At 66.1% G+C, this 19701-nt stretch carries 16 protein-coding genes; 6 read left to right on the plus strand and 10 right to left on the minus strand.

Features of this window, described 5'->3' with window-relative positions:
• Positions 1 to 9: 9 nt before the first annotated feature.
• Genes JAB4_RS26075 through JAB4_RS26095 form a run of 5 tightly spaced genes read left to right on the plus strand, consistent with a single transcriptional unit; the run spans position 10 to position 4462 of the window.
• Positions 10 to 564: a carboxymuconolactone decarboxylase family protein gene (locus tag JAB4_RS26075; RefSeq protein WP_070222110.1), complete on the plus strand. Its 555-nt coding sequence runs from the start codon at positions 10 to 12 to the stop codon at positions 562 to 564.
• 1 nt (position 565) lies between these two features.
• The gene (locus JAB4_RS26080; RefSeq protein WP_070222112.1) at positions 566 to 1645 is read left to right on the plus strand and encodes an acyl-CoA dehydrogenase family protein; all 1080 of its coding nucleotides are present in this window, start codon (positions 566 to 568) and stop codon (positions 1643 to 1645) included.
• Positions 1642 to 2430 (plus strand): ABC transporter ATP-binding protein, encoded by a 789-nt coding sequence (locus tag JAB4_RS26085; RefSeq protein WP_070222114.1) that lies wholly within the window; start codon positions 1642 to 1644, stop codon positions 2428 to 2430. The genes JAB4_RS26080 and JAB4_RS26085 overlap by 4 nt, the downstream gene beginning before the upstream one ends.
• A 20-nt stretch (positions 2431 to 2450) precedes the next feature.
• Positions 2451 to 3695, plus strand: coding sequence for an ABC transporter substrate-binding protein (locus tag JAB4_RS26090; protein WP_070222116.1), 1245 nt, complete (start codon positions 2451 to 2453; stop codon positions 3693 to 3695).
• A gap of 2 nt (positions 3696 to 3697) precedes the next feature.
• Positions 3698 to 4462 carry an ABC transporter permease gene (locus JAB4_RS26095; protein WP_070222119.1) on the plus strand — a complete coding sequence of 255 codons (765 nt, stop codon included), beginning with the start codon at positions 3698 to 3700 and terminating at the stop codon, positions 4460 to 4462.
• On the opposite strand, the gene JAB4_RS26100 is transcribed toward JAB4_RS26095, so the two are convergent.
• The 6 genes from JAB4_RS26100 to JAB4_RS26125 form a co-directional block, all read right to left on the minus strand.
• Complete coding sequence (locus JAB4_RS26100; RefSeq protein WP_070300501.1) at positions 4459 to 5205, minus strand: lysophospholipid acyltransferase family protein; 747 nt, start codon at positions 5203 to 5205, stop codon at positions 4459 to 4461. The genes JAB4_RS26095 and JAB4_RS26100 overlap by 4 nt on opposite strands.
• Positions 5206 to 5352: 147 nt before the next feature.
• Entirely contained in the window at positions 5353 to 6654 is a 1302-nt protein-coding gene (locus JAB4_RS26105; RefSeq protein WP_070222122.1) for a dihydroorotase, read from the minus strand.
• A gap of 24 nt (positions 6655 to 6678) precedes the next feature.
• Positions 6679 to 7644, minus strand: coding sequence for an aspartate carbamoyltransferase catalytic subunit (locus JAB4_RS26110; RefSeq protein WP_034746695.1), 966 nt, complete (start codon positions 7642 to 7644; stop codon positions 6679 to 6681).
• Positions 7637 to 8161, minus strand: a complete 525-nt coding sequence (gene pyrR, locus JAB4_RS26115; protein WP_070222125.1) for a bifunctional pyr operon transcriptional regulator/uracil phosphoribosyltransferase PyrR — start codon at positions 8159 to 8161, stop codon at positions 7637 to 7639. Before pyrR ends, JAB4_RS26110 begins: the two co-directional genes overlap by 8 nt.
• Before the next feature lie 39 nt (positions 8162 to 8200).
• A complete protein-coding gene (ruvX, locus tag JAB4_RS26120; protein WP_227742041.1) occupies positions 8201 to 8599 on the minus strand; it encodes a Holliday junction resolvase RuvX in 399 nt (132 codons plus the stop codon).
• Positions 8596 to 9198, minus strand: coding sequence for a YqgE/AlgH family protein (locus JAB4_RS26125; RefSeq protein ID WP_070222127.1), 603 nt, complete (start codon positions 9196 to 9198; stop codon positions 8596 to 8598). Before JAB4_RS26125 ends, ruvX begins: the two co-directional genes overlap by 4 nt.
• Before the next feature lie 386 nt (positions 9199 to 9584).
• Here JAB4_RS26125 and JAB4_RS26130 point away from each other — a divergent pair, with 386 nt between their 5' ends.
• Positions 9585 to 11048: a deoxyribodipyrimidine photo-lyase gene (locus tag JAB4_RS26130; RefSeq protein WP_070222129.1), complete on the plus strand. Its 1464-nt coding sequence runs from the start codon at positions 9585 to 9587 to the stop codon at positions 11046 to 11048.
• A 156-nt stretch (positions 11049 to 11204) separates the two neighbouring features.
• Here JAB4_RS26130 and JAB4_RS26135 read toward each other — a convergent pair whose 3' ends face one another.
• Genes JAB4_RS26135 through JAB4_RS26150 form a run of 4 tightly spaced genes read right to left on the minus strand, consistent with a single transcriptional unit; the run spans position 11205 to position 19673 of the window.
• Positions 11205 to 16397 carry an Hpt domain-containing protein gene (locus tag JAB4_RS26135; RefSeq protein WP_070222131.1) on the minus strand — a complete coding sequence of 1731 codons (5193 nt, stop codon included), beginning with the start codon at positions 16395 to 16397 and terminating at the stop codon, positions 11205 to 11207.
• Between the two features lie 41 nt (positions 16398 to 16438).
• Complete coding sequence (locus tag JAB4_RS26140; RefSeq protein ID WP_070308405.1) at positions 16439 to 18676, minus strand: methyl-accepting chemotaxis protein; 2238 nt, start codon at positions 18674 to 18676, stop codon at positions 16439 to 16441.
• On the minus strand, positions 18676 to 19281 hold the full coding sequence (locus JAB4_RS26145; RefSeq protein ID WP_227742042.1) for a chemotaxis protein CheW: 606 nt from the start codon (positions 19279 to 19281) through the stop codon (positions 18676 to 18678). The genes JAB4_RS26140 and JAB4_RS26145 overlap by 1 nt, the downstream gene beginning before the upstream one ends.
• 26 nt (positions 19282 to 19307) lie before the next feature.
• A complete protein-coding gene (locus JAB4_RS26150) occupies positions 19308 to 19673 on the minus strand; it encodes a response regulator (protein ID WP_070222135.1) in 366 nt (121 codons plus the stop codon).
• Positions 19674 to 19701 lie beyond the last annotated feature (28 nt).

Consider the following 19701-nt stretch of genomic DNA (forward strand, 5'->3'; position numbering starts at 1 on the left):
AGGTACCCCATGTCCCGTCTGACGCTGCACACTCTCGATACCGCCCCGGCCGACAGCCGCCCCTTCGTGGAAAAGGCCATCGCCAACAACGGCTTCCTGCCCAATCTGATCGGCGTGCTGGCCAATGCCCCGCTGGCACTGGAAACCTATCTGACCGTCTCCGGCATCAATGCGCGCGCCAGCCTGACCCTGATGGAGCGCGAAGTGGTGCAGATCACGGCCGCGCGCATCCATGGCTGCGATTTCTGCATCGCCGGCCATAGCGCCATCTCGCTGAAAAAAGCGGGCCAGACACCGGACACGGTGCGTGCCCTGCAGCACGGCCAGCCGACGGGCGATACGAAGCTCGACGCCGTCGCCGCCTTCGCCACGGCCGTCATCGCCACGCGCGGCGCCGTCAGCGACGCCGAATATCAAGCCTTCCTGGCCGCCGGCTACAACGAACAGCAGGCGCTCGAAGTCGTGCTGGGCATCAGCCTGGCCACCCTGTGCAATTTCTCCAACAGCCTGGCCGGCACGCCAGTCAATCCGCAATTGACGCCCTACCTGCCTGGCGCCGTCTGACATGGCGAACCTCACTCACTGGCTGCACATGCATGCCGACCAGCTCGACCAATCGCCGGAGCTGGCTGAAACCGTATTGCCGGCATTGGCCGGCGACAAGCTGCTGGCCATCGGCGTACCGCAGGAACACGGCGGCGCGGGCGGCGACGTGCGCGACGCCATCGACGCCATCGCCAAGGTGGCCGAGCAATCGGTGACGGCGGCCTTTGTCTTCTGGGGCCAGCGCTGCTTTATCGAATTCCTGCTGCAAAGCGAGAACCGCGCACTGGCCGAGCGCCGTTTGCCCGGCCTGCTGGCCGGCACGCAGGCAGGCGCCAGCGGTTTGTCGAACGCGATGAAATTCTTGTCCGGCATCGAACAGCTGCAAATCACGGGCGCGCGCCACGATGACGGCTTGCTCGTCGACGGCGGCCTGGCCTGGGTGACCAACCTGCGCAAGGCCGGCTTTGTCGCGGCAGCCGCCGTGGCGCCCGACGACGGCGCGCCGCCCGTCATCGTCGCCTTCGACAGCGGCACGGCGGGCGTCAAGCGCAGCGATGACCTGGACCTGATCGCCCTGCGAGGCAGCAATACGGCTTCCGTCAAGCTGGCGCAAGTGCACATCCCCGCCGCGGACATCATCAGCGACAACGCGCCGGCCTGGCTGCCGCAGGTGCGCCCATCGTTCCTCGGCATGCAATGCGGCCTGTCGATCGGCCTGGCGCGCGCCAGCCTGGCAAAGGCGGCGCAAATCTCGGCCGGCTCGCGCAACCAGCTCACGCCACGCATCGAAGCGCTGCAAGCGACACTGGAAAGCGCCGTCGCCACCCTGCTGGCCGGCGTGCACGACGGCCGCTTCAAGACGCAGGCGCCGGCCATGTTCCGCCTGCGCATACAACTGGCCGACGTGCTGCAGCAGGCGCTGATGCTGGAACTGCAAGCCATGGGCGGGCGCGCCTACCTGAACGCCGAGCAGCAGGGCTTTGCCCGCCGCTGGCGCGAATCGTCGTTCATCCCCATCGTCACCCCCAGCCTGACGCAGTTGCAATCGGCCTTGCAGCTGTTCGACAGCCAGCAGGCGGCAGCGGGAGCCCCGGCATGAGCGTTGCTGATTGGGCCTTGCAGGCGCAGGACCTGAGCTTTTCCTATGCGGGCAGCACGCCCGTGTTCCAGCACGTCTCGCTGGGCGTGCGCAAGCGCGAGATCGTCTGCCTGCTGGGCGGCAGCGGCTGCGGCAAATCGAGCCTGCTGCGCGTGCTGGCCGGCCTGCAGCCGCCATCGACGGGCGCCATTCAATTCCTCGATGCGCCCATGCGCGAACCGGACCCGCGCAGCGCCCTCGTGTTCCAGCAGGCGAGCCTTTTGCCCTGGCTGAACGTCACGGGCAACGCGGGTTTCGGTCTGGATTTCAAGCACCAGCCGCAGCTCACGCGCGCAGCGCACGAGGCGCGCGTGGCGCAAGCCATCGAAGCGGTGGGCCTGAAGGGCCGCGAAAAACTGTATCCGTCCGCGCTGTCGGGCGGCATGGCGCAGCGCGTGGCGCTGGCCCGCGCGCTGGCGCGCGAACCGGAACTGCTGTTCGCCGACGAACCGTTTTCCGCCCTCGACGCCATCACCCGCGCCGAGATGCAGTCGCTGCTGGTCGACGTAGTGCACCGCTGGCACACGGCCGTGCTGCTGGTCACGCACGATATCGACGAAGCCATCCTCGTCGCCGACCGCATCCTGCTCATGGGAGGCAAGCCGGGCAACATCGTGCGCGAATGGTCCGTCGCCATCGACCAGCCGCGCATCGGCCACAGCGCCGACGTCATCGCCCTCAAGATGGACATCCTCGACGCCCTGCAAGCGCTGCAACAGCAAGATCAGGCCCACGCCGCCCACTAATGCACTTTACTGGAACCTTCATGTCCCTCCCACACGATAACAAACCCCTGCATATCTGCGCCTCCTCCGATTGCGACTGCGGCCTGACGCGGCGCGACTTCCTGCGCATGTCGGCCCTGGCCACGGCCAGCGTCGCCTCTCCCCTGCTGTTCGCCGGCGACGCCATGGCCCAGCAAGGCCCGAAAGGCGATGACCAGCCCGTAAAAATCGGCTACCTGCCGATCACCGACGCCACCCCGCTGCTCGTCGCCCACGCCCGCAAGCTGTTCGAGGCGGAAGGCTTGCAGGCGGAAACGCCGCGCCTGTTCCGTAGCTGGGCGCAGATCATCGAAGCGTTCGTCGCCGGCCAGGTCAACGTCATCCACCTGCTGTCGCCGGCCACCCTGTGGGTGCGCTACGGCGCCAAGTTCCCCGCGAAAGTCGTCGCCTGGAACCACGTCAACGGCTCCGCGCTGACCGTGGCCAACGAGATCAACAAGGTCTCCGACCTGGGCGGACGCACGGTCGCGATTCCATTCTGGTACTCGATCCACAACATCCTGCTGCAGCAGATCCTGTCCTCGAATGGCCTGACGCCGGTCACGCGCGCGCGCAACGCGGCCATCAAGCCGAATGAAGTCAACCTGATCGTGCTGGCGCCGGCCGAAATGGTCTCGGCCCTGGCCAGCAAGTCGATTGCCGGCTACATCGTGGCCGAGCCTTTCAATGCGGCGGCGGAAAACGCCGGCATCGGCAAGATCCTTCGCTTCTCGGGCGACGTGTGGAAAAACCATGCGTGCTGCGTCACCTTCCTGTCCGAGCGCGACATCAACACGCGCCCGGAATGGGCGCAAAAGGTCACCAACGCCATCGTCAAGGCGCAGTTGTGGACGCGTTCGAACCAGGTCGATACGGCCAAGCTGCTGTCGAACGTGGGCGAGCACCGCTACACGCCCCATCCGCTGCAGGTGCTGACCAAGGTGCTGGCCACCACCGATTACGCCGGCTATGAAAAGCAGGGCCTGATCGTGCACAAGAACTGGCAGCAGCGCCGCATCGACTTCCAGCCCTATCCATTCGCCTCGTACACGGAAGAACTGGTGCGCGCCATCGGCCGCACCAAGGTGGAGGGCGATACGCGCTTCCTGGCGAATCTCGATCCGAAATTCGCCGCGCGCGACCTGGTCGATGACCGTTTCGTGCGCAAGGCCATCACGGCAGTCGGCGGACCGGCCGCCTTCGGCTTGCCGGCCAACCTGCTGCGCAGCGAAACCGTGGCGGTCTGACGATGGCAAGCAAGTTGTTCACGAAGTTCGGCCTGCCCCTGGTGGGGCTGGCCTGTGCCTTGCTGCTGTGGTCCATGGGTGTGACGGCACTGGAGAAATCCACGCCGATCGCCACCGCCTTCGCGCCCTTGCCCACGGCGCTGGCGTTCAGGGAAATGCTCGGTGGTTCGGATATCTGGCTGCACGTGGTCTTGAGCCTGCAAAGGGTCGCCGTGGGCCTGGGGCTGGCCATCGTCATCGGCGTGCCGCTGGGCGTGCTGGTGGCCATGTCGAAGAGCTTTTCCGGCGCGGCCATGCCGCTGTTCCAGCTGCTGCGCATGATTTCGCCGCTGTCGTGGATGCCGATCGCCGTGATGGTGCTCGGCGTCGGCGACGCGCCCGTGTACTTCCTGCTGGCGTTTGCGGCCGTCTGGCCGATTTTGCTCAATACGGCGGCCGGCGTGGCGCGGCTCGACCCGAACTGGCTGCTGCTGGCGCGCAGCCTGTCGGCCACGCGCAGCGAGATCGTCTTCAAGGTGATTTTGCCGGGCATCACGGCCGATATCCTGACGGGCGTGCGGCTGGCCATCGGCATCATCTGGATCGTGCTGGTGCCGGCGGAAATGCTGGGCGTATCGGCCGGCCTCGGCTACTTCATCCTCGACACGCGCGACCGCCTCGCGTATTCGGAGCTGATGGCCGCCATCGTGCTGATCGGGATGTTAGGCTTCATCCTCGACTACCTGGCCCGCGCCGCGCATGCGCGCTGGCTGCACGTCAAAAACTAGGCCGCCTTTTCCAGCGGCAGCGCAGCGGCCACGGCCGCCTGCGTTGCCGCCGCCAGTTCGCGCCGGTGCGCGTCGGACGTCGCCACTGGCGCCAGACAGGTCAGGCGCGCCGTGATCGGCGGGCCGCTCAGGATCGCCACCATGCTTTGCGCAAAGCTCATGTCGCCGATGAAGTCGACGGCGTGGTGCAGCGCCCCCTTGTCATCCACATACACGAGCGCGAACGGCTGCACCGGCACTTGCGCGTCGATGGCCGCCTCGAACAGGTTGGCGTGAAACGGCAGGATCTGCCCTTGCGCGGCGGTCGTGCCTTCGGGGAAAAACGCAATGCGTTCGCCCGCCGTCAATTTGTCCACCAGGCCCTGGAAGATCAGGCGCAGGTCGCGCTTGCTGCCGCGCGAAATGAAGATGGTGCCGGCGCGCCCCGCCAGCCAGCCGAGGATAGGCCAGGCGCGGATTTCCGCCTTGGCGACGAAACGGCAAGGGTGGACGGCATTGATGACGAAGATGTCGAGCCACGAGACGTGGTTCGCCACCATCATCGCATGGTCGAGTGCCGGCACGCTGTCCGCCGGCTGCGCCACGTGCACGCCGCAGATGTCGAGCAGCTGCGTCGACCAGCGGCGGATGCGCCGGTTGCGCCCTTCCAGGTCCAGCCAGGGAAAGAGCACGGCGCTCTTGGCCATGCCGCAGCTCAGGTGAATGGCGATGCGCGCGAGGCGGTAGGTAAGCAGAAGTTTCAAATGACACCAAGGTTGGAAGCAAAGCCATGCAGCTGCGTAGGTCGGCTTGGCAGCGCCCGCGAGGCGCTGCGTAAGCCGACAGGAGCCGCCATGGACTTGTCGGATTACGCGTACCGCTAATCCGACCTACGGCTCCGATACAAAAAATTAGCGCTGAAACGCCACCTGTCCGGCAACGATGGTCGCCTTGACGATGCCGCTCAGCTCATAGCCGAGGAAAGGCGTGTGCTTGCCCTGGCTGGCCAGCGACGCCGACGACACGGTCCAGCGCGCGGCGGGATCGAAGACGCAGATGTCGGCCGCTTCGCCCACGGCCAGGCTGCCGGCCGGGATGCCGGCGACACGCGCCGCATCGGACGTGACCTTGGCCACGGCGCGCGCCAGCGGACGCTCGCCCGCTTGCGGCTGGTTCAAGGCGTAGTCGTCGGCCCATTTCAGGGCCAGCGACAGCAGCAGTTCCAGGCCCGTGGCGCCGGGCGACGCTTCGCCGAACGGCAGCAGTTTTTCATCGTCATCGACAGGCGTGTGGTCCGAGCACATGGCGTCGACCGTGCCGTCGAGCAGGCCGGCGCGGATCGCATCGCGGTCGCGCTGGCTGCGGAACGGCGGCGTGACGCGCGCGTTCGGATCGAAGAAACCGATGTCGGCGTCCGTCAGGTGCACATGGTGCACGCCCACGTCGCAGGTGACGGGCAAGCCTTCGGCCTTGGCGGCGCGGATCAGTTCCAGGCCCGCCGCCGACGAGATGCGGCACAGGTGCACGCGCGCGCGGCTGGCGCGCATCAATTCGAAAATCGTGTGCAGGGCGATGGTTTCGGACATCACGGGCACGCCGGACAAGCCCAGGCGCGACGCCAGCGGGCCGCTGTGGGCGATGCCGCCACGGCCGATGTGCGGGTCTTGCGGGCGCAGCCAGACCGTGTAGCCGAAGGTGTTCGCGTATTGCATGGCGCGCAGCAACACGGTGGTGTCCTCGATCGGCTCTTCCGCCTGCGCGAAGCCGATGCAGCCCGCTTCCGTCAGTTCCGCCATTTCCGTCAGCGACTTGCCCTTCAAGCCCATGGTCAGCGCGCCCAGCGGGTGCACGTGGGCCTTGTTCTGCGTCTTGGCGCGGTATTTCAGCATCTCCACCAGGCCCGGCTCATCGAGCACGGGATCGGTGTCGGGCGGGCAGACCAGGCTCGTGACGCCGCCTTGCAGCGCCGCCTGCAGTTCCGATTCCAGGGTCGCCTTGTATTCGTAGCCCGGCTCGCGCAGGCGCGCGGACAGGTCGACCAGGCCGGGGGAAACCACCAGGCCGGCCGCGTCAAACGTGGTGTCGGCCTTGAAGCCGGCCGGGGCGCTGCCCACGGCCAGCACTTTGCCGTCGGCGATAAACAGGTCTTGCAAGCCATCGATGCCGTTGGCAGGGTCGATCAGGTGGCCGTTCTTGATATGTAGTGTCGTCATGCTCGCTTACTCGTCCTTGGGCTATCAGCCCTGATTACCAGCCAAAATACTCATCACCGCCATGCGCACGGCGATACCGAAGGTCACCTGCGGCAGGATCACCGCCTGCGGACCGTCGGCCACGGCCGAATCGATTTCCACGCCGCGGTTCATCGGGCCCGGATGCATGACGATGGCATCCGGTTTCGCCAGCGCCAGACGTTCGGGCGTGAGGCCATAGCTCTTGAAATATTCCTGCGCCGACGGCAGCAGCGCGCCGCTCATGCGTTCATTCTGCAGGCGCAGCATGATGATCACGTCCACGCCCTTGAGGCCTTCATCCATATTGGTGAAGGTGCGCACGCCCATCTGTTCCAGGCCGCCCGGCAGCAGGGTGTGCGGGCCGATGGCGCGCACTTCCGGCACGCCCAGCGTGGTCAGCGCATGGATGTCGGAACGGGCCACGCGGCTGTGCAAAATGTCGCCCACGATGGCCACCGTCAGGTTCGTGAAATCCTTCTTGTAATGGCGGATCGTGTACATGTCGAGCAAGCCCTGGGTCGGGTGCGCATGGCGTCCGTCGCCCGCGTTGACCACGTGGACGTGCGGCTGCTTGGTGTCGATCAGGTGCTTGGCGATCAGGTAGGGCGCGCCCGACTGCGCGTGGCGCACGACGAACATGTCGGCATGCATGGCCGACAGGTTGTCGATGGTGTCGAGCAGCGATTCGCCCTTGCTGGCCGACGAGGCCTGGATGTTCAGGTTGATGACGTCGGCCGACAGGCGCTTCGAGGCGATTTCGAAGGTGGTGCGGGTGCGCGTGGAGTTTTCAAAGAACAGGTTGAAAACGCTCTTGCCACGCATCAGCGGCACCTTTTTCACGTCGCGGTCGGAAATGCCGACAAACGAGGAAGCCGTGTCGAGGATATGGTTGACGATAGACTTCGGCAAGCCTTCGATCGTCAGCAGATGTTGCAGTTCGCCGTGTTTATTCAGTTGCGGATTAAGCATGGTTGTTATCTATGGTGAGCGTGAATTTTCCATCGTCGGCTTGCTTCAGGACCAGGGCCTGGCCCGGCGGCACGGCAGTGAAGGCGGCCACGAAATCGGCGGCCACCGGCAGCTGGCGTTCGCCGCGGTCGACCAGGGCCGCCAGCATGATCTTGGCCGGGCGGCCATAGTCGAACAATTCGTTGATGGCCGCGCGCGTGGTGCGGCCCGTGTACAGCACGTCGTCGACCAGCAGGATGGTGGCGCCGGCCACGTCGAAGCTGATTTGCGTCGGCTTGACGTCCGCATGCAAGCCCTTCTGGGCAAAGTCGTCGCGGTAGAAGGACACGTCGAGCACGCCCAGACGGTCGAGCAGATTCAGATCGCGCGCCAGGCGTTCAGCCAGCCAGGCGCCGCCCGAATGGATGCCGACGATGGCCACGTTGGGGATGCCCGCCAGGCCGCTCCGCACCTGCTGCAGCAAATCTGCATACAGGGCCTCGGCGTCGAGTTGGGAAGGATTCGCAGGATGCGGCATAGAGTTCTTAATCATTCAGGGAGGGAGTCTAGGGTCAGATTAATAATTCGCGTCGAAATACTGTTGCAGGATGATGGCGGCGGCGCGGTCATCGATCACTTCGCCGCGCTTGGCGGCGATCACGGCCGAGGAATAGCGCTCGTCGACCAGTTCCACGGGCAGGTTGAAGCGGCCATGCACCTGGTTGGCGAAACGGCGGCAGCGCGCGCTCATCTCGTGTTCCGTGCCATCGGGGTGGCTGGGCAAGCCCACCACGATGCGGCTGGCGCCCCACTCCTTGATCAGGTTATCGATGGCGGCAAACTTCGGCTCGTTCGCCGTGGCCGTGATCACGCTGAGCGGCTTGGCCTGGCAAATCATGGTATTGCCGATGGCCACGCCGATGCGTTTCAAGCCGAAATCGAAGGCAAGGATGGTGTCGATGGCGTCACCGCTCATGCGTGGCCAGCCTCGCTCGCCAGCATGAGGGGATCGATACCGAGCAACTTGATGGCCGCCACGTAGCGCTGTTCGATGGGGAAATCGAACAGGATATCGGCCGAGGCGCCTACCGTCAGCCAGCCGTTGCGGCCAATCTCGTCTTCCAGCTGGCCCGGGCTCCAGCCCGAGTAGCCGATCGAGACGAGCATGCGCTCGGGACCATCGCCCTTGGCGACGGCTTCGAGCACGTCGATCGAGGTGGTAAACGCCACTTCATCGGTCACCGTCAGCGACGAGGAATAGCGCGCGCCCGGCGTGTGCAGCACGAAGCCGCGGTCATCCTGCACGGGGCCGCCGAACATGATCGGCTCGTTGATGATGGGCGTGTCGCTGCCAGCCTCGAGTTTCAGGTCGATGCGGTCGAACAGCACTTCCATGGTCATGTCGGTGGGTTTGTTGATGACGACGCCCAGCACGCCGTTTTCATTGTGTTCACACACGTACACGACCGTGCCGCCGAAGATCGGATCTTGCATGGCCGGCATCGCAATCAGGAAATGGTTCGCCAGATTCAGGGTGGAGGAACCGGTCGCGGCCGGCTCTCCCACACCCTGCATCAGACGATGTCCTGGTAGAGTCTGGTCGATTTTACTCTTTTTCATACGCGATGCTCTCTCTGTGGGCTTGCTGGCAAGTCTCGCTTACCCCGCTATCGTACGCCCGGCGCAAGCGGCCGCATATCTTGGGCGGCGCGCACCGTGGTGCCAGGCGTTATTCTTGTTATGTTATAAATTAATGATCAATTCGCTATGCCTGCAGGCGCATTTCAATGCCAATTGTAAAATTGATTGCAAAATCGCTGTCGCACATAAAGTACCGCGAACATACCCGCTAGTTTACACTGAATTGCCGCCGCAGCGACGCCAAAGGCGCGACGCGAGCGGCCATAAAGCCCTGTTGACGGCAAAAAATCGCCTATCTTTGACCTTGAACACGCGAAATAATGACAATTAAGACTTCCCTGGTATGGTTCCGCCGCGATCTGCGCGCGTTTGACCATGCTGCACTGCATCACGCCCTGCGTCAAAGCCAGGCCGTGCATTGCGTCTTCGTATACGACACCGCCATCCTGGCAGCCCTGCCGCGCCGCGACCGGCGGGTCGACTTCATCCATGCCAGCGTGGCCGAGCTGGCCCATGAGCTGCGCCAGCTGGGCGGCGACCTGATCGTGCTGCACGCGGACGCGGCCGAGGCGATTCCGCGCCTGGCCGCCGAATTGAACGCCGACGCCGTCTTTGCCAACCACGACTACGAACCGCAGGCGATCGCCCGCGACGCCACGGTGGCCGCCGCGCTCACGCACGGCGCGCGTCTGTGGTTCAGCTTCAAGGACCAGGTCATCTTTGAAAAGGACGAGGTATTGACGCTCTCGGCCAAACCCTACACCGTCTATACGCCGTATAAAAATGCCTGGCTGAAGAAAATGCGCGCCGAACCCGCCTGCCTGGCGCCGTTCGCTATCGAGCCGCATGCGGCCAGCCTGGCGCCGCCCCGCGCCGGCACGCCGTCGCCCCTGCCCAGCTTGGGCGAACTGGGGTTCGAGGCCAGCAACCTGGCCGCACTGGCCATCCCCACCGGCATGTCGGGCGCCAGCGCGCTGTTCGAGGATTTTTTGCCGCGCGTGGCCCGCTATGACGTGGCGCGCGATTTTCCCGCCCTGAAGGGACCGTCCTACCTGTCCATGCATCTGCGCTTCGGCACCGTGTCGCTGCGCTATCTGGTGCGCACCGTGGTCGATCTGATGGACCGCGGCGGCGGCGGCGATGGCGCACCCGTGTGGCTGGCCGAACTGATCTGGCGCGATTTCTACGCCATGATTTTGTACCAGAACCCGCACGTGGAAGGCGGCGCCTTCAAACCGGCCTACGACGCCATCGCCTGGGAAACGGGAGCCGAGGCCGATGCCGCCTTTGCCGCCTGGTGCGAGGGGCGCACCGGCTATCCTCTGGTCGACGCGGCCATGGCACAGCTGAACCAGACGGGCTATATGCACAACCGCCTGCGCATGGTCACGGCCTGCTTTCTGATCAAGGATCTGGGCATCGACTGGCGCCGCGGCGAAGCGTATTTCGCGCGGCATCTGAACGACTTCGACCTGGCCTCGAACAACGGCGGCTGGCAATGGGCATCGTCGTCCGGCTGCGATGCGCAGCCTTACTTCCGCATCTTCAATCCCATCACGCAGTCGGAAAAATTCGACGCCGGCGGACGCTTCATCCGCCGCTACCTGCCGCAGCTGAAGGCGCTGGGCGACAAGGAAATCCACGCGCCCTGGCTGGTGCCGCGCATGCTGCTCGAGCAAAAAAACATCGTGCTGGGACGCGACTATCCGGAACCCATCGTGCAGCACGACGAGGCGCGCAAGGAGACCCTGGAGCGCTATGCCGTGGTGAAGGTGGTGGGGTAAGCAGGTAATTGATTGGCATTGCGGTGATGTCGGGTTACGCGCTGCGCGCTAACCCGACCTACCCGACCTACGCTGTGGTAAAGAGCGTAGGTCGGATTGGCGGGGCAAGGCCCCGCGTAATCCGACAACATCGTTGGCGCTTGTGACGGCGTCGTGTTACACCACGCCGTGGGCCAGCAAGCGTCCCACCTCGGCCAGCAATTCCTCTTCCTGGAACGGCTTGCCGAAATATGCATTCACGCCCAGTTCGAATGCATGCGCGCGGTGCTTGTCGGCGCTGCGCGAGGTGATCATGATGACGGGGATGGCGCGCGTCTTGTCGTCGCTGCGCACATTGCGCGTCAAATCAAAACCGTCCATGCGCGGCATTTCCACGTCGACCAGCAGCAGCGCCGGCATGGCGGCCGGTTCCAGCGCATGCAGCTGCTCCAGCGCATCGAGGCCATCCTTGGCCAGCAGCACCTGGTAGCCTTCGCGCTCGAACAGGCGCTGCATCACGCGGCGCACCGTCAGCGAATCGTCAACCACCATCACGCGCACGGCTGGCACGGCCAGCACGCTGGAAGCGGCGTGCTGCTCGCGGCTGGCCAGCGCATATTGCGACAGCAGTTCCGGATGGTGCTCGAGGTGCAGCGCCAGCGCCACCGGGTTGAGGATCAGCACGATGTCGCCCGTGCCCAGCACCGTGGCGCCGGCGATGCCCGGCATGCGCGCCAGTTGCGGCCCCACGTGCTTGACCACGACCTCGCGGTTGCCCACCACGTCATCGACCTGCAAGGCCAGCCTGTCATTGCCATTCCGGAGCAACAGCACCGGCGCATGGCGCTGCGTGGCCTGCTCCGCCGGCGTCTCGCCCAGCATGGCCGACAGGTGATGCAGCGCCAGCGACTGCCCGTGCGACTCGATGCGCCCGGCCGCCCGCACCTGCTCCAGCTGTTCCCCTTTCAGGTGCAGCACCTGCTCGACCAGCACCGACGGCAAGGCATACGTCTTGCCGTTCGCCGCCAGCAGCACCACCTGGGTGACGGCCAGGGTCAGCGGCAGGTGGATGGTGAAGCGCATGCCCAGGCCCGCCTGCGTCTGCGTTTCCACGCGCCCGCCCAGGGCCAGCGCTTCGGAGCGCACGATGTCCATGCCAAAACCGCGTCCTGCCAGTTCCGTCAGGCTGTCGGCGGTGGAAAATCCGGGCGTGAAAATCAGCTCGGCCGCCTGCGCGTCGCTCAAAGGCGCGTCCGTCGGCACCAGGCCGGCGCCGTGCGCCTTGGCGCGGATGCGTTCCAGGTCCAGCCCCGCGCCATCGTCGGAAAAAGCGATCGCCACTTCATTGCCCTGCTGGCTGACCTGCACCAGCAGCTCGCCCGTCTCGCTCTTGCCAGCAAGCAGGCGCGCATCGCGCGGCTCGACGCCGTGCACGATGGCGTTGCGCAGCAGGTGTTCGAAGGGCGCGGCCATGCGTTCGAGCACGCTGCGGTCGATTTCCACGCCGCCGCCGCGGATGTCGAGGTTGACGCGCTTGTCGACTTCCTTGGCGCTTTGCCGCGCCACGCGGAACAGGCGTTCGGCGATGCTGGCAAACGGCACCATGCGGATCTGCATCAGGTCGCGCTGCAGCTCGCGCGTCAGCCGCGCCTGCAGCACCAGGTCGTCCGTCACCGCATCGACACTGTGGCTGAGGTTTTCATGGAACGAGGCCACGTCGTTGACGCTTTCGGCCATCATGCGCGTGAGTTCCTGCAGGCGCGTAAAGCGGTCGAATTCGAGCGGGTCGAATTCGCGCTCGCTGCCGACCGCCATGCGCGAGGCGATCTGCGATTCGGCCTGCATTTCCACTTCGCGCAGCTGGCGCCGCAGGCGCGCCAGGTTATCGGAAAACTCGGACAGCGAAGCGCCCAGCACGCCCACTTCATTTTCCATCTTCGAGCGCGTGATCGACACTTCGCCGGCCTGGTTCACCAGGCGGTCGAGGATATCGGCGCGCACGCGCACCAGAGCCGCCTTCGGTTCGGCCACCGGGTTGTCTTCCATGCCCGGCAAGGGCAACAACGGTTGCTGCAGCTGCTCGAACAGGTGCAGCGCATGGTCGTAATGGGCCAGCAATTCCTCGAAGGCTTGCGGCGTGGCGGTACCGGCGTGCAGCATGTTTTCGATATGCGTCTCGATTTCATGCGCATGCTGGCCCAGGCGCATGGCGCCGGCCATGCGCGCGCTGCCCTTGACGGTGTGCAGGGTACGCAGCAGCATCTGCGCCTGGCCGCTGTCGTGCGGCTGCTGCTGCCAGCTGCGCAGCGCCTCGCCGATCTGCGGCAGCAGGTCGGCGCCCTCTTCCAGGAAGACGGACAATAAATCGAGGTCGAGTTCATCGCTGATACCGGCGCTCGCCGCCAGCAGCGCGGCCGCATCGGCCGGCATGATGGCCGGTGCCGGCGCTTCCGGCGCCGCATGCTCCAATGGCGGTGCGTGTTCGAAACCGGCATCGAACAGGTCGTCGCTGGCGCCGCTCTCCTGCGTCGGCGCCAGCGCCGGTGCCGGCACTTCGGCCAGCGGCTCGGCAGGCTGCGCCGGCGTACCGACGATGCTGGCGTAAGCGTCCGCAAACAGGGCGTCGAGGCGGTCTTCCTTGCTTTCGCCAGGCGGCGCCGTCAAGGCGCGCCACAGAGTGTTGAGCGCTTCGATCATGTCCGGCTGCGTTGGCGCCAGGTCGCCCAGCGCGAACGCCTGCAGCATTTGTCCGATGCGCTGCGTGGCCTGCTCCAGCACGTCGTGCTGTTCGGCGCGCAGGCCGGCCAGTGGCGGCACCACCGTTTCGATCACCGTTTCCAGCGCGTGCGCCAGGTCGCGCAGGGACTGGAAGCCCACCGTGCCGGACGTCCCCGCCAGCGTATGCACGGCTTGCAGCGCCTCGGCGCTGACGGCGCGCGGTTCATGGCGCCACTCGCCGAAATCGCGCGTGAGCACGCGCAGCAATTCATCCGTCTCGGCCAGGTAGATGTTGTACAAAGGCAGGCTGATGCGCAGTTCGCCCACGTGCTTGAGGTGATCGTCCGGCGCTTCGTGGAGCGCGGGCGCCGTGGCCAAAGGAAGTCCGATCACATTGCCATTGCCGGCCAACGGCGCGGCCGGGCGCGGCTTGCGCAGTTCGAACGGTCCCCCTTCGCGCACGCGCTCGGCCGCCGCCAGCAGCATGCCGGGCTCGCGCTCGCGCCCCGCGCCGCCTTCCAGTTCGGCCACCCATTCGCTGAGCTGGTACCAGCCGTAATTGAGCAAGGTAAACAAGTCGTCGCTGGCGGGACGCGCTTCGGCCAGCCAGGTATTCATGACGCGCTCGATGGCGCCGGCCGCTTCGGCAAACTGCACCAGGCCGATCATGCGGCTGCTGCCTTTCAGGGTATGGAACGAGCGGCGCAGCATGGCCAGGTGGTCGCCGCTGGCGGCCTGCTCGCGCGGCAAGGCCAGGGTGGTGTCGATGAAGGCCAGCACTTCGCGCGCTTCGGCGATGAAAATGTCGAGCATCTCCGCGTCGACATCGGTCACGGCCGGTGCGGCATCCATGCCGGCGGGTGCTGCGGGCGCCAGGGCCTGGTCGAGCAAAGGTACCGGTACAGCGCCGGCGGCGGCGACTTTTTCAAATGGCAGCGCGCGGAAAGTGCCGGCGGCCGCAGCGAAATGGAAACGCCCGCTGGCCGCCTGCGCGTTGCGGCCCAGCATATCGACAAAAAAGCCCAGCGCGCTGACATTTTGCGCGATCTCGTCGAGCGCTTCGGCGTGCGCATTGGCGTCGCCACCGGCCCGCTGCCGCACGGCGGCGTCAACCTGCAGCACGGCGGCGCGCGCGTCTTCCTGTCCCAGCCCGGCCAGCTGCCGCTGCAACTGCTCCAGCACGGGCGCGACGCCATCGAGTGCCCCCGCCGTCCCCGCACCCGCGGCATCCGCGTAGTAGGCGTTGAGCACCTTTTCCACCTGGCGCAGCCCCGTCTTCATGTCTTCGGCCAGCGCGGCCACGGTCTGGCCCTGCTCGATCTGGCGCGACAGCTCGCCCGCCGTGACGGGCGGCGGCGCTTCGCCGGCCAGCAGCGCCTGCAGGCGCGCGGCGATGGTTTCCGCATTGCCGGCGAAATCGTCGGGCAGGCGGCGCAGCTGCTCCAGTCCCGTGTCGGCAAACAGCAGCGCCATGCCGATTTCATTCTCCAGGGCCGCGCTGCGCCCGCTGGCCACGGCTTGCCGCGCCACGGCCGCGCATTCGCGCAGCAGGCTGGCCAGGGCGAGCTGCTTCAAGGTCTCCACATGTGCCGCCACCTGTTGCAGCGACGCTTCAAAATCCGGGCCCAGGGCAGGATCGAGGTCGGCTTGCGCCAGGCGGCTCCAGCTGGCGCGCGCCTGCGCCAGGGCCGCGCGGGCGCCTTGCAAGGCATCCTGGTCGACCTGGCCGTAGCGCCGCGTTTCCACGTCGGCGGGCAGCATGCCGTCCAGGGCGAAAGCGGCGCGCAGCTGGCGTGCCTCCGGCGTCGGCTCGGGCGCCGCGGCGATGAAGAACAGGGCGTCGCGCAGCATCGCTTCGGGCAGGCTGGCCGTGCCCTGCGCCAGGCGGCGCAACTGCAGGTTGATCAGGCCGAACAGCTGCTTGACGTTGAGCGTGCCCATGCCCTCGCCGCTGGCCGCCAGCCCCGCGAACGCCTGCATGGCGAACCAGAAGGTGCGCGCCGGCGCTTCCTGCTGCGCGTCGGCCACCAGGGTCAAGGTGGCGTGCAGCTCGCCCGCGTGCTGGCGCCGCGCCCCATCATCCTGCGCCTTCAGAAAGGGCAGCAGGGACTTTTCAAAGCGCCCGCGCCAGGCAGGATAGTCCGCCACGGGCGGCGTGTCGGCCAGCGCGATGGCCTGCCCTTCCAGCATGGCGGAGGGCGGAAAAAACAGGTCGGCCGGGTGGATGCGCTCGGCGCCCAGCAGGGTTTGCAGGTCGCGGTAGTAGGGGAACAAACGCGCCGGCTGCGGCGGCGTGCCGGCCACCAGGTCTTCCAGATATTCGGTCAGGGCCTGATACAGTGCGGCGATGATCTGCGCATGGTCCAGCGTGTATTCGAGGCTGCCGTCGCGAAAGCGCGCCAGCGCCCGTTCCGCGCCGTCCGTCAGCAGGCTGGCGCCGGCCACGTCCACCATCACCAGCGCGCCATGCGCCTGGTGCAGGTGCGAGCGCGCATGCTGCAGGGCCGTGGCGCGTTCCTCGCGTTCGCGGCCGCCCGCTTCGAACAGGGCCGTTTTCGAGCGGCCCAGCGCTTCGCGGATTTCCACCATCACCCAGGACAAAGGTTCGCTGTCGAACGGCTTGGACTGCTGTGGACTATCTGGTGTGCTCATGCATGCCTCGGTAAAGAAATCGCCCTGGCTTGGCGCGACGTTCAGGCGGCGACGCGGAAGCGCGACACCGAGTTTTTCAGTTCCTGCGCCAGCATCGACAGTTTATGGATCGACTGCGCCGTTTGCTGCGTGCCGTCCTGCGTCTGCTCCGTCACGCTCAGGATATGCTGGATATTCAAGGCCACGCCGCTGGCCGAACCGGCCTGCGTGCCGGTGGCGAACGAGATGCCCTGTATCAGTTCGGCCAGGTGTTTCGACACCTGGCTGATGTCGTTCAAGGCCGCGCCGGCCGCGTCGGACAGGCGCGCGCCCTCGACCACGCCCTGCGTGGACGTTTCCATCGCCCGCGTCGCATCCTGGGTATCGGCCTGGATGGTGCGCACCAGCGCGCCGATCTGCTTGGCGGCCGCGGCCGAGCGTTCGGCCAGGCGCTGCACTTCCTCGGCGACGACGGAAAAGCCGCGCCCCGCCTCGCCGGCCGATGCGGCCTGGATGGCGGCGTTCAGCGCCAGCACATTGGTCTGCTCGGTGATGTCGGAAATGAGCTCGGTGATTTCGCCGATTTCCTGCGACGATTCGCCCAGGCGCTTGATGCGCTTGGACGTATCCTGGATCTGCTCGCGGATTTCATGCATGCCCTTGATGGCGTTTTCCACCGCCGTCGAACCCTGCTGCGCCGCCGCCACCGACTGGCGCGCCACGTCGGCCGAGACGCTGGCCGACTTCGACACGTCGGTAATCGCATTGGCCATCTTGACCACGGTGGCGCTGACGCCCTGGATTTCGCGCGACTGCTGCTGCGACGCGATCAGCAGCTTGCTGGAGATGCTTTGCGCCTGCGTCGAGGCGCGGTTGACCTGTTCGGCCGTCGCCGTCACCCGTCCCACCAGGCCGCGCAATTCCTCGACCGTGTAGTTGACGGAATCGGCGATGGCGCCCGTGATGTCTTCCGACACGGTGGCCTGCACCGTCAGATCACCATCGGCGACCTTCTGCAATTCGTTCATCAGGCGCAGGATGGCTGCCTGGTTCTGGTCATTCCTGGCCTTCGCCGCTTCCTCTTTTCCCTGCGACTGGAGGCGCAGGATTTCCGCCTCCTGGCGCCGCCGCTCGGCGTCGCGCGTGCGGTTGACGGAGTCCTGCAGCAGCACCCTGCCGATGCCGGCCGCCGCGATCAGGGTCAGCAACACGCCGCCGACCATCATCCAGAAGGCCATGCCCAGGGTTTCCTGGTTCACGTGGTACATCTGCTGCAGCAGGGTCAAACGCTGGCGCAGATCTTCGTTCTCGTTGAAGATCAGCTGTTCGGCGCTTTTCGCCGAACTGAATTTATCGAGCCGGTCGAGTATCGACGACACCAGCTTCTGGTAAGTGTCGAAACTGGCTTTCAGCGCCACCAGCCGGTCGCGCAGTTCGGCGTCGCGCGTGGGCGCCAGTTGCAGCGGCACGCTGCCATTCAACAGCCCTTCGACGGCGGTGCGGAAATACGTCGTGTCGCGCCCCAGCGAAAACGCCGTTTCCGAGCTGATGCTGCCCGACGACAGGAACTCGCTGGCGCTACGGCTCATGCGCTGGCTCAGCATCATCAGGCGGCCGATGACGGCCAAGTCGCGCGCATTGCCGCCGCGCTGCACCTTCAGGGCCGCGACTTCCTCGGTCTGCGCCAGCAACGCCGGCGACAGTGCGTTCAATTGCTGCAAGGTCTTGTCGAATTCGCCCAGCTCAGGTTTCAGGCGCAGGATGGTGCTGGCCGCGCGGTCACTGCTGGCCCACTTCTTGCGCGCGTCGGCCACGGCCGCCAGCAGGGCGGAACGCGACTCGCCGATATCGCGGCCGTGATACGTCCCGCCGCGCAGCATCAGGCGGAAATCCTGGTTCAGTTCATTGCGGCTTTCCTCGAGCTGACGGAACGCTTCCGGATTGCCTTGCACGGCGTTCGGCGCGGCCTTGCCGATGCGCTGCGAATGCATCAGCGCATCACTGGCCAGCTGCGTCTGCGCCGAGGCGATATTGCCGCTGCGCGTGTTCAGTCCCACGAACAGCAGGCTGGCGGCCAGGCTCAGGGCCATCACCGTCGACAGGATGCTCAGCTGCTTTTGCAGCGGCAAATGGCCGATCAGCGGCAGCTTCAAGTCGCGCACCGGCGTGCTGGCCAGCGACTTGCGCCGTCCCAGCGCGTCGCGCAGGCGCAGCGGCAGGTCGGCCGCCGATGCCGGCTCGCCGGGCGCGTGCTCCGCTTCGGGCATGGCGGCCGCCAGGATGGGGGAATGGGCGCCCATCAGCAAATATCCTTGTAGTCGGCGAGGCCGCCAAAGCCGGCATCGAGGAAGCGTTCCGCTTGCGCCAGCTGCGCCAGGTCCAGGCGCAGCCACTGCTGCCCCTCGCTGTCGCGCAGCGCCTGCGCCGCCCATGACGGCGGTGCGTCCGGCACGGATACGGGCTGCATCGTGCGCAGCTGGCGCAAGCCCAGTACGCGCTCGACCAGCAGTGCGCAATTGAGGCCCAGGCGCGGAGAAAAAGTGATGATGCGGCAGTGATTGCCGGGCGCGCAAGCCGGTTCGCCCATGTAGCGGGCCAGGTCGACGACGCCCGTCAGGCGTCCGCGCATGGCCGCCAGGCCCAGGTACCAGTCCTGCGCCAGCGGCACGCCCTGGATCTGCACGCCGGCGGCAATGACGATTTCACCAAGCTGCGTCAGGTCGAGCAGGCAGGGCCGGCCACCGAGCATCACGCCCAGTTCCTTGCGCGCCGCCAGCGCGCCGCTGCGCGCAGCCTGTATCCGCTCGATCAATTGCAGCTGATACTGGCGCAAGCGCCCCTGCCGCGCGCCCGACTCGAAGGATGGCACGGCGGCAGCGGCAGGCGCAAAGGCCGCTGTAGGCACGCCGAGACCTGGCATCGTGTGCATGCTCAGGAAAGCGCGGCGATCTTGGCCAGCAGCTCGGCTTCGACCACCGGTTTGACCAGGTAATCGCGCGCGCCCTGGCGCAAGCCCCAGATGCGGTCCGTTTCCTGGCTCTTGCTGGAACAGATAATCACCGGCACGTCCTGCAGTTCGGGATCGCGCGCGATGGCGCGCGTGATCTGAAAGCCATTCGCACCGGGCATCACCACGTCCATCAGGATCAGGTCGGGCCTGGCCTCTTTGAGTTGCGCCAGCGCGTCGGCGCCGTCCTGCGCCGTGAGGACGGCATAACCGGCACGCACCAGCATCTCGCTCAGGTAGTAGCGTTCTGTCGGCGAGTCATCGACGATCAGAATTGTGTGTATGGCCATCTGCTTCCTTGCTGCGTTGTCAATCAAT

It is taken from the genome of Janthinobacterium sp. HH102 (genome assembly GCF_001758625.2).
In the GTDB taxonomy this organism is placed as follows: domain Bacteria; phylum Pseudomonadota; class Gammaproteobacteria; order Burkholderiales; family Burkholderiaceae_D; genus Janthinobacterium.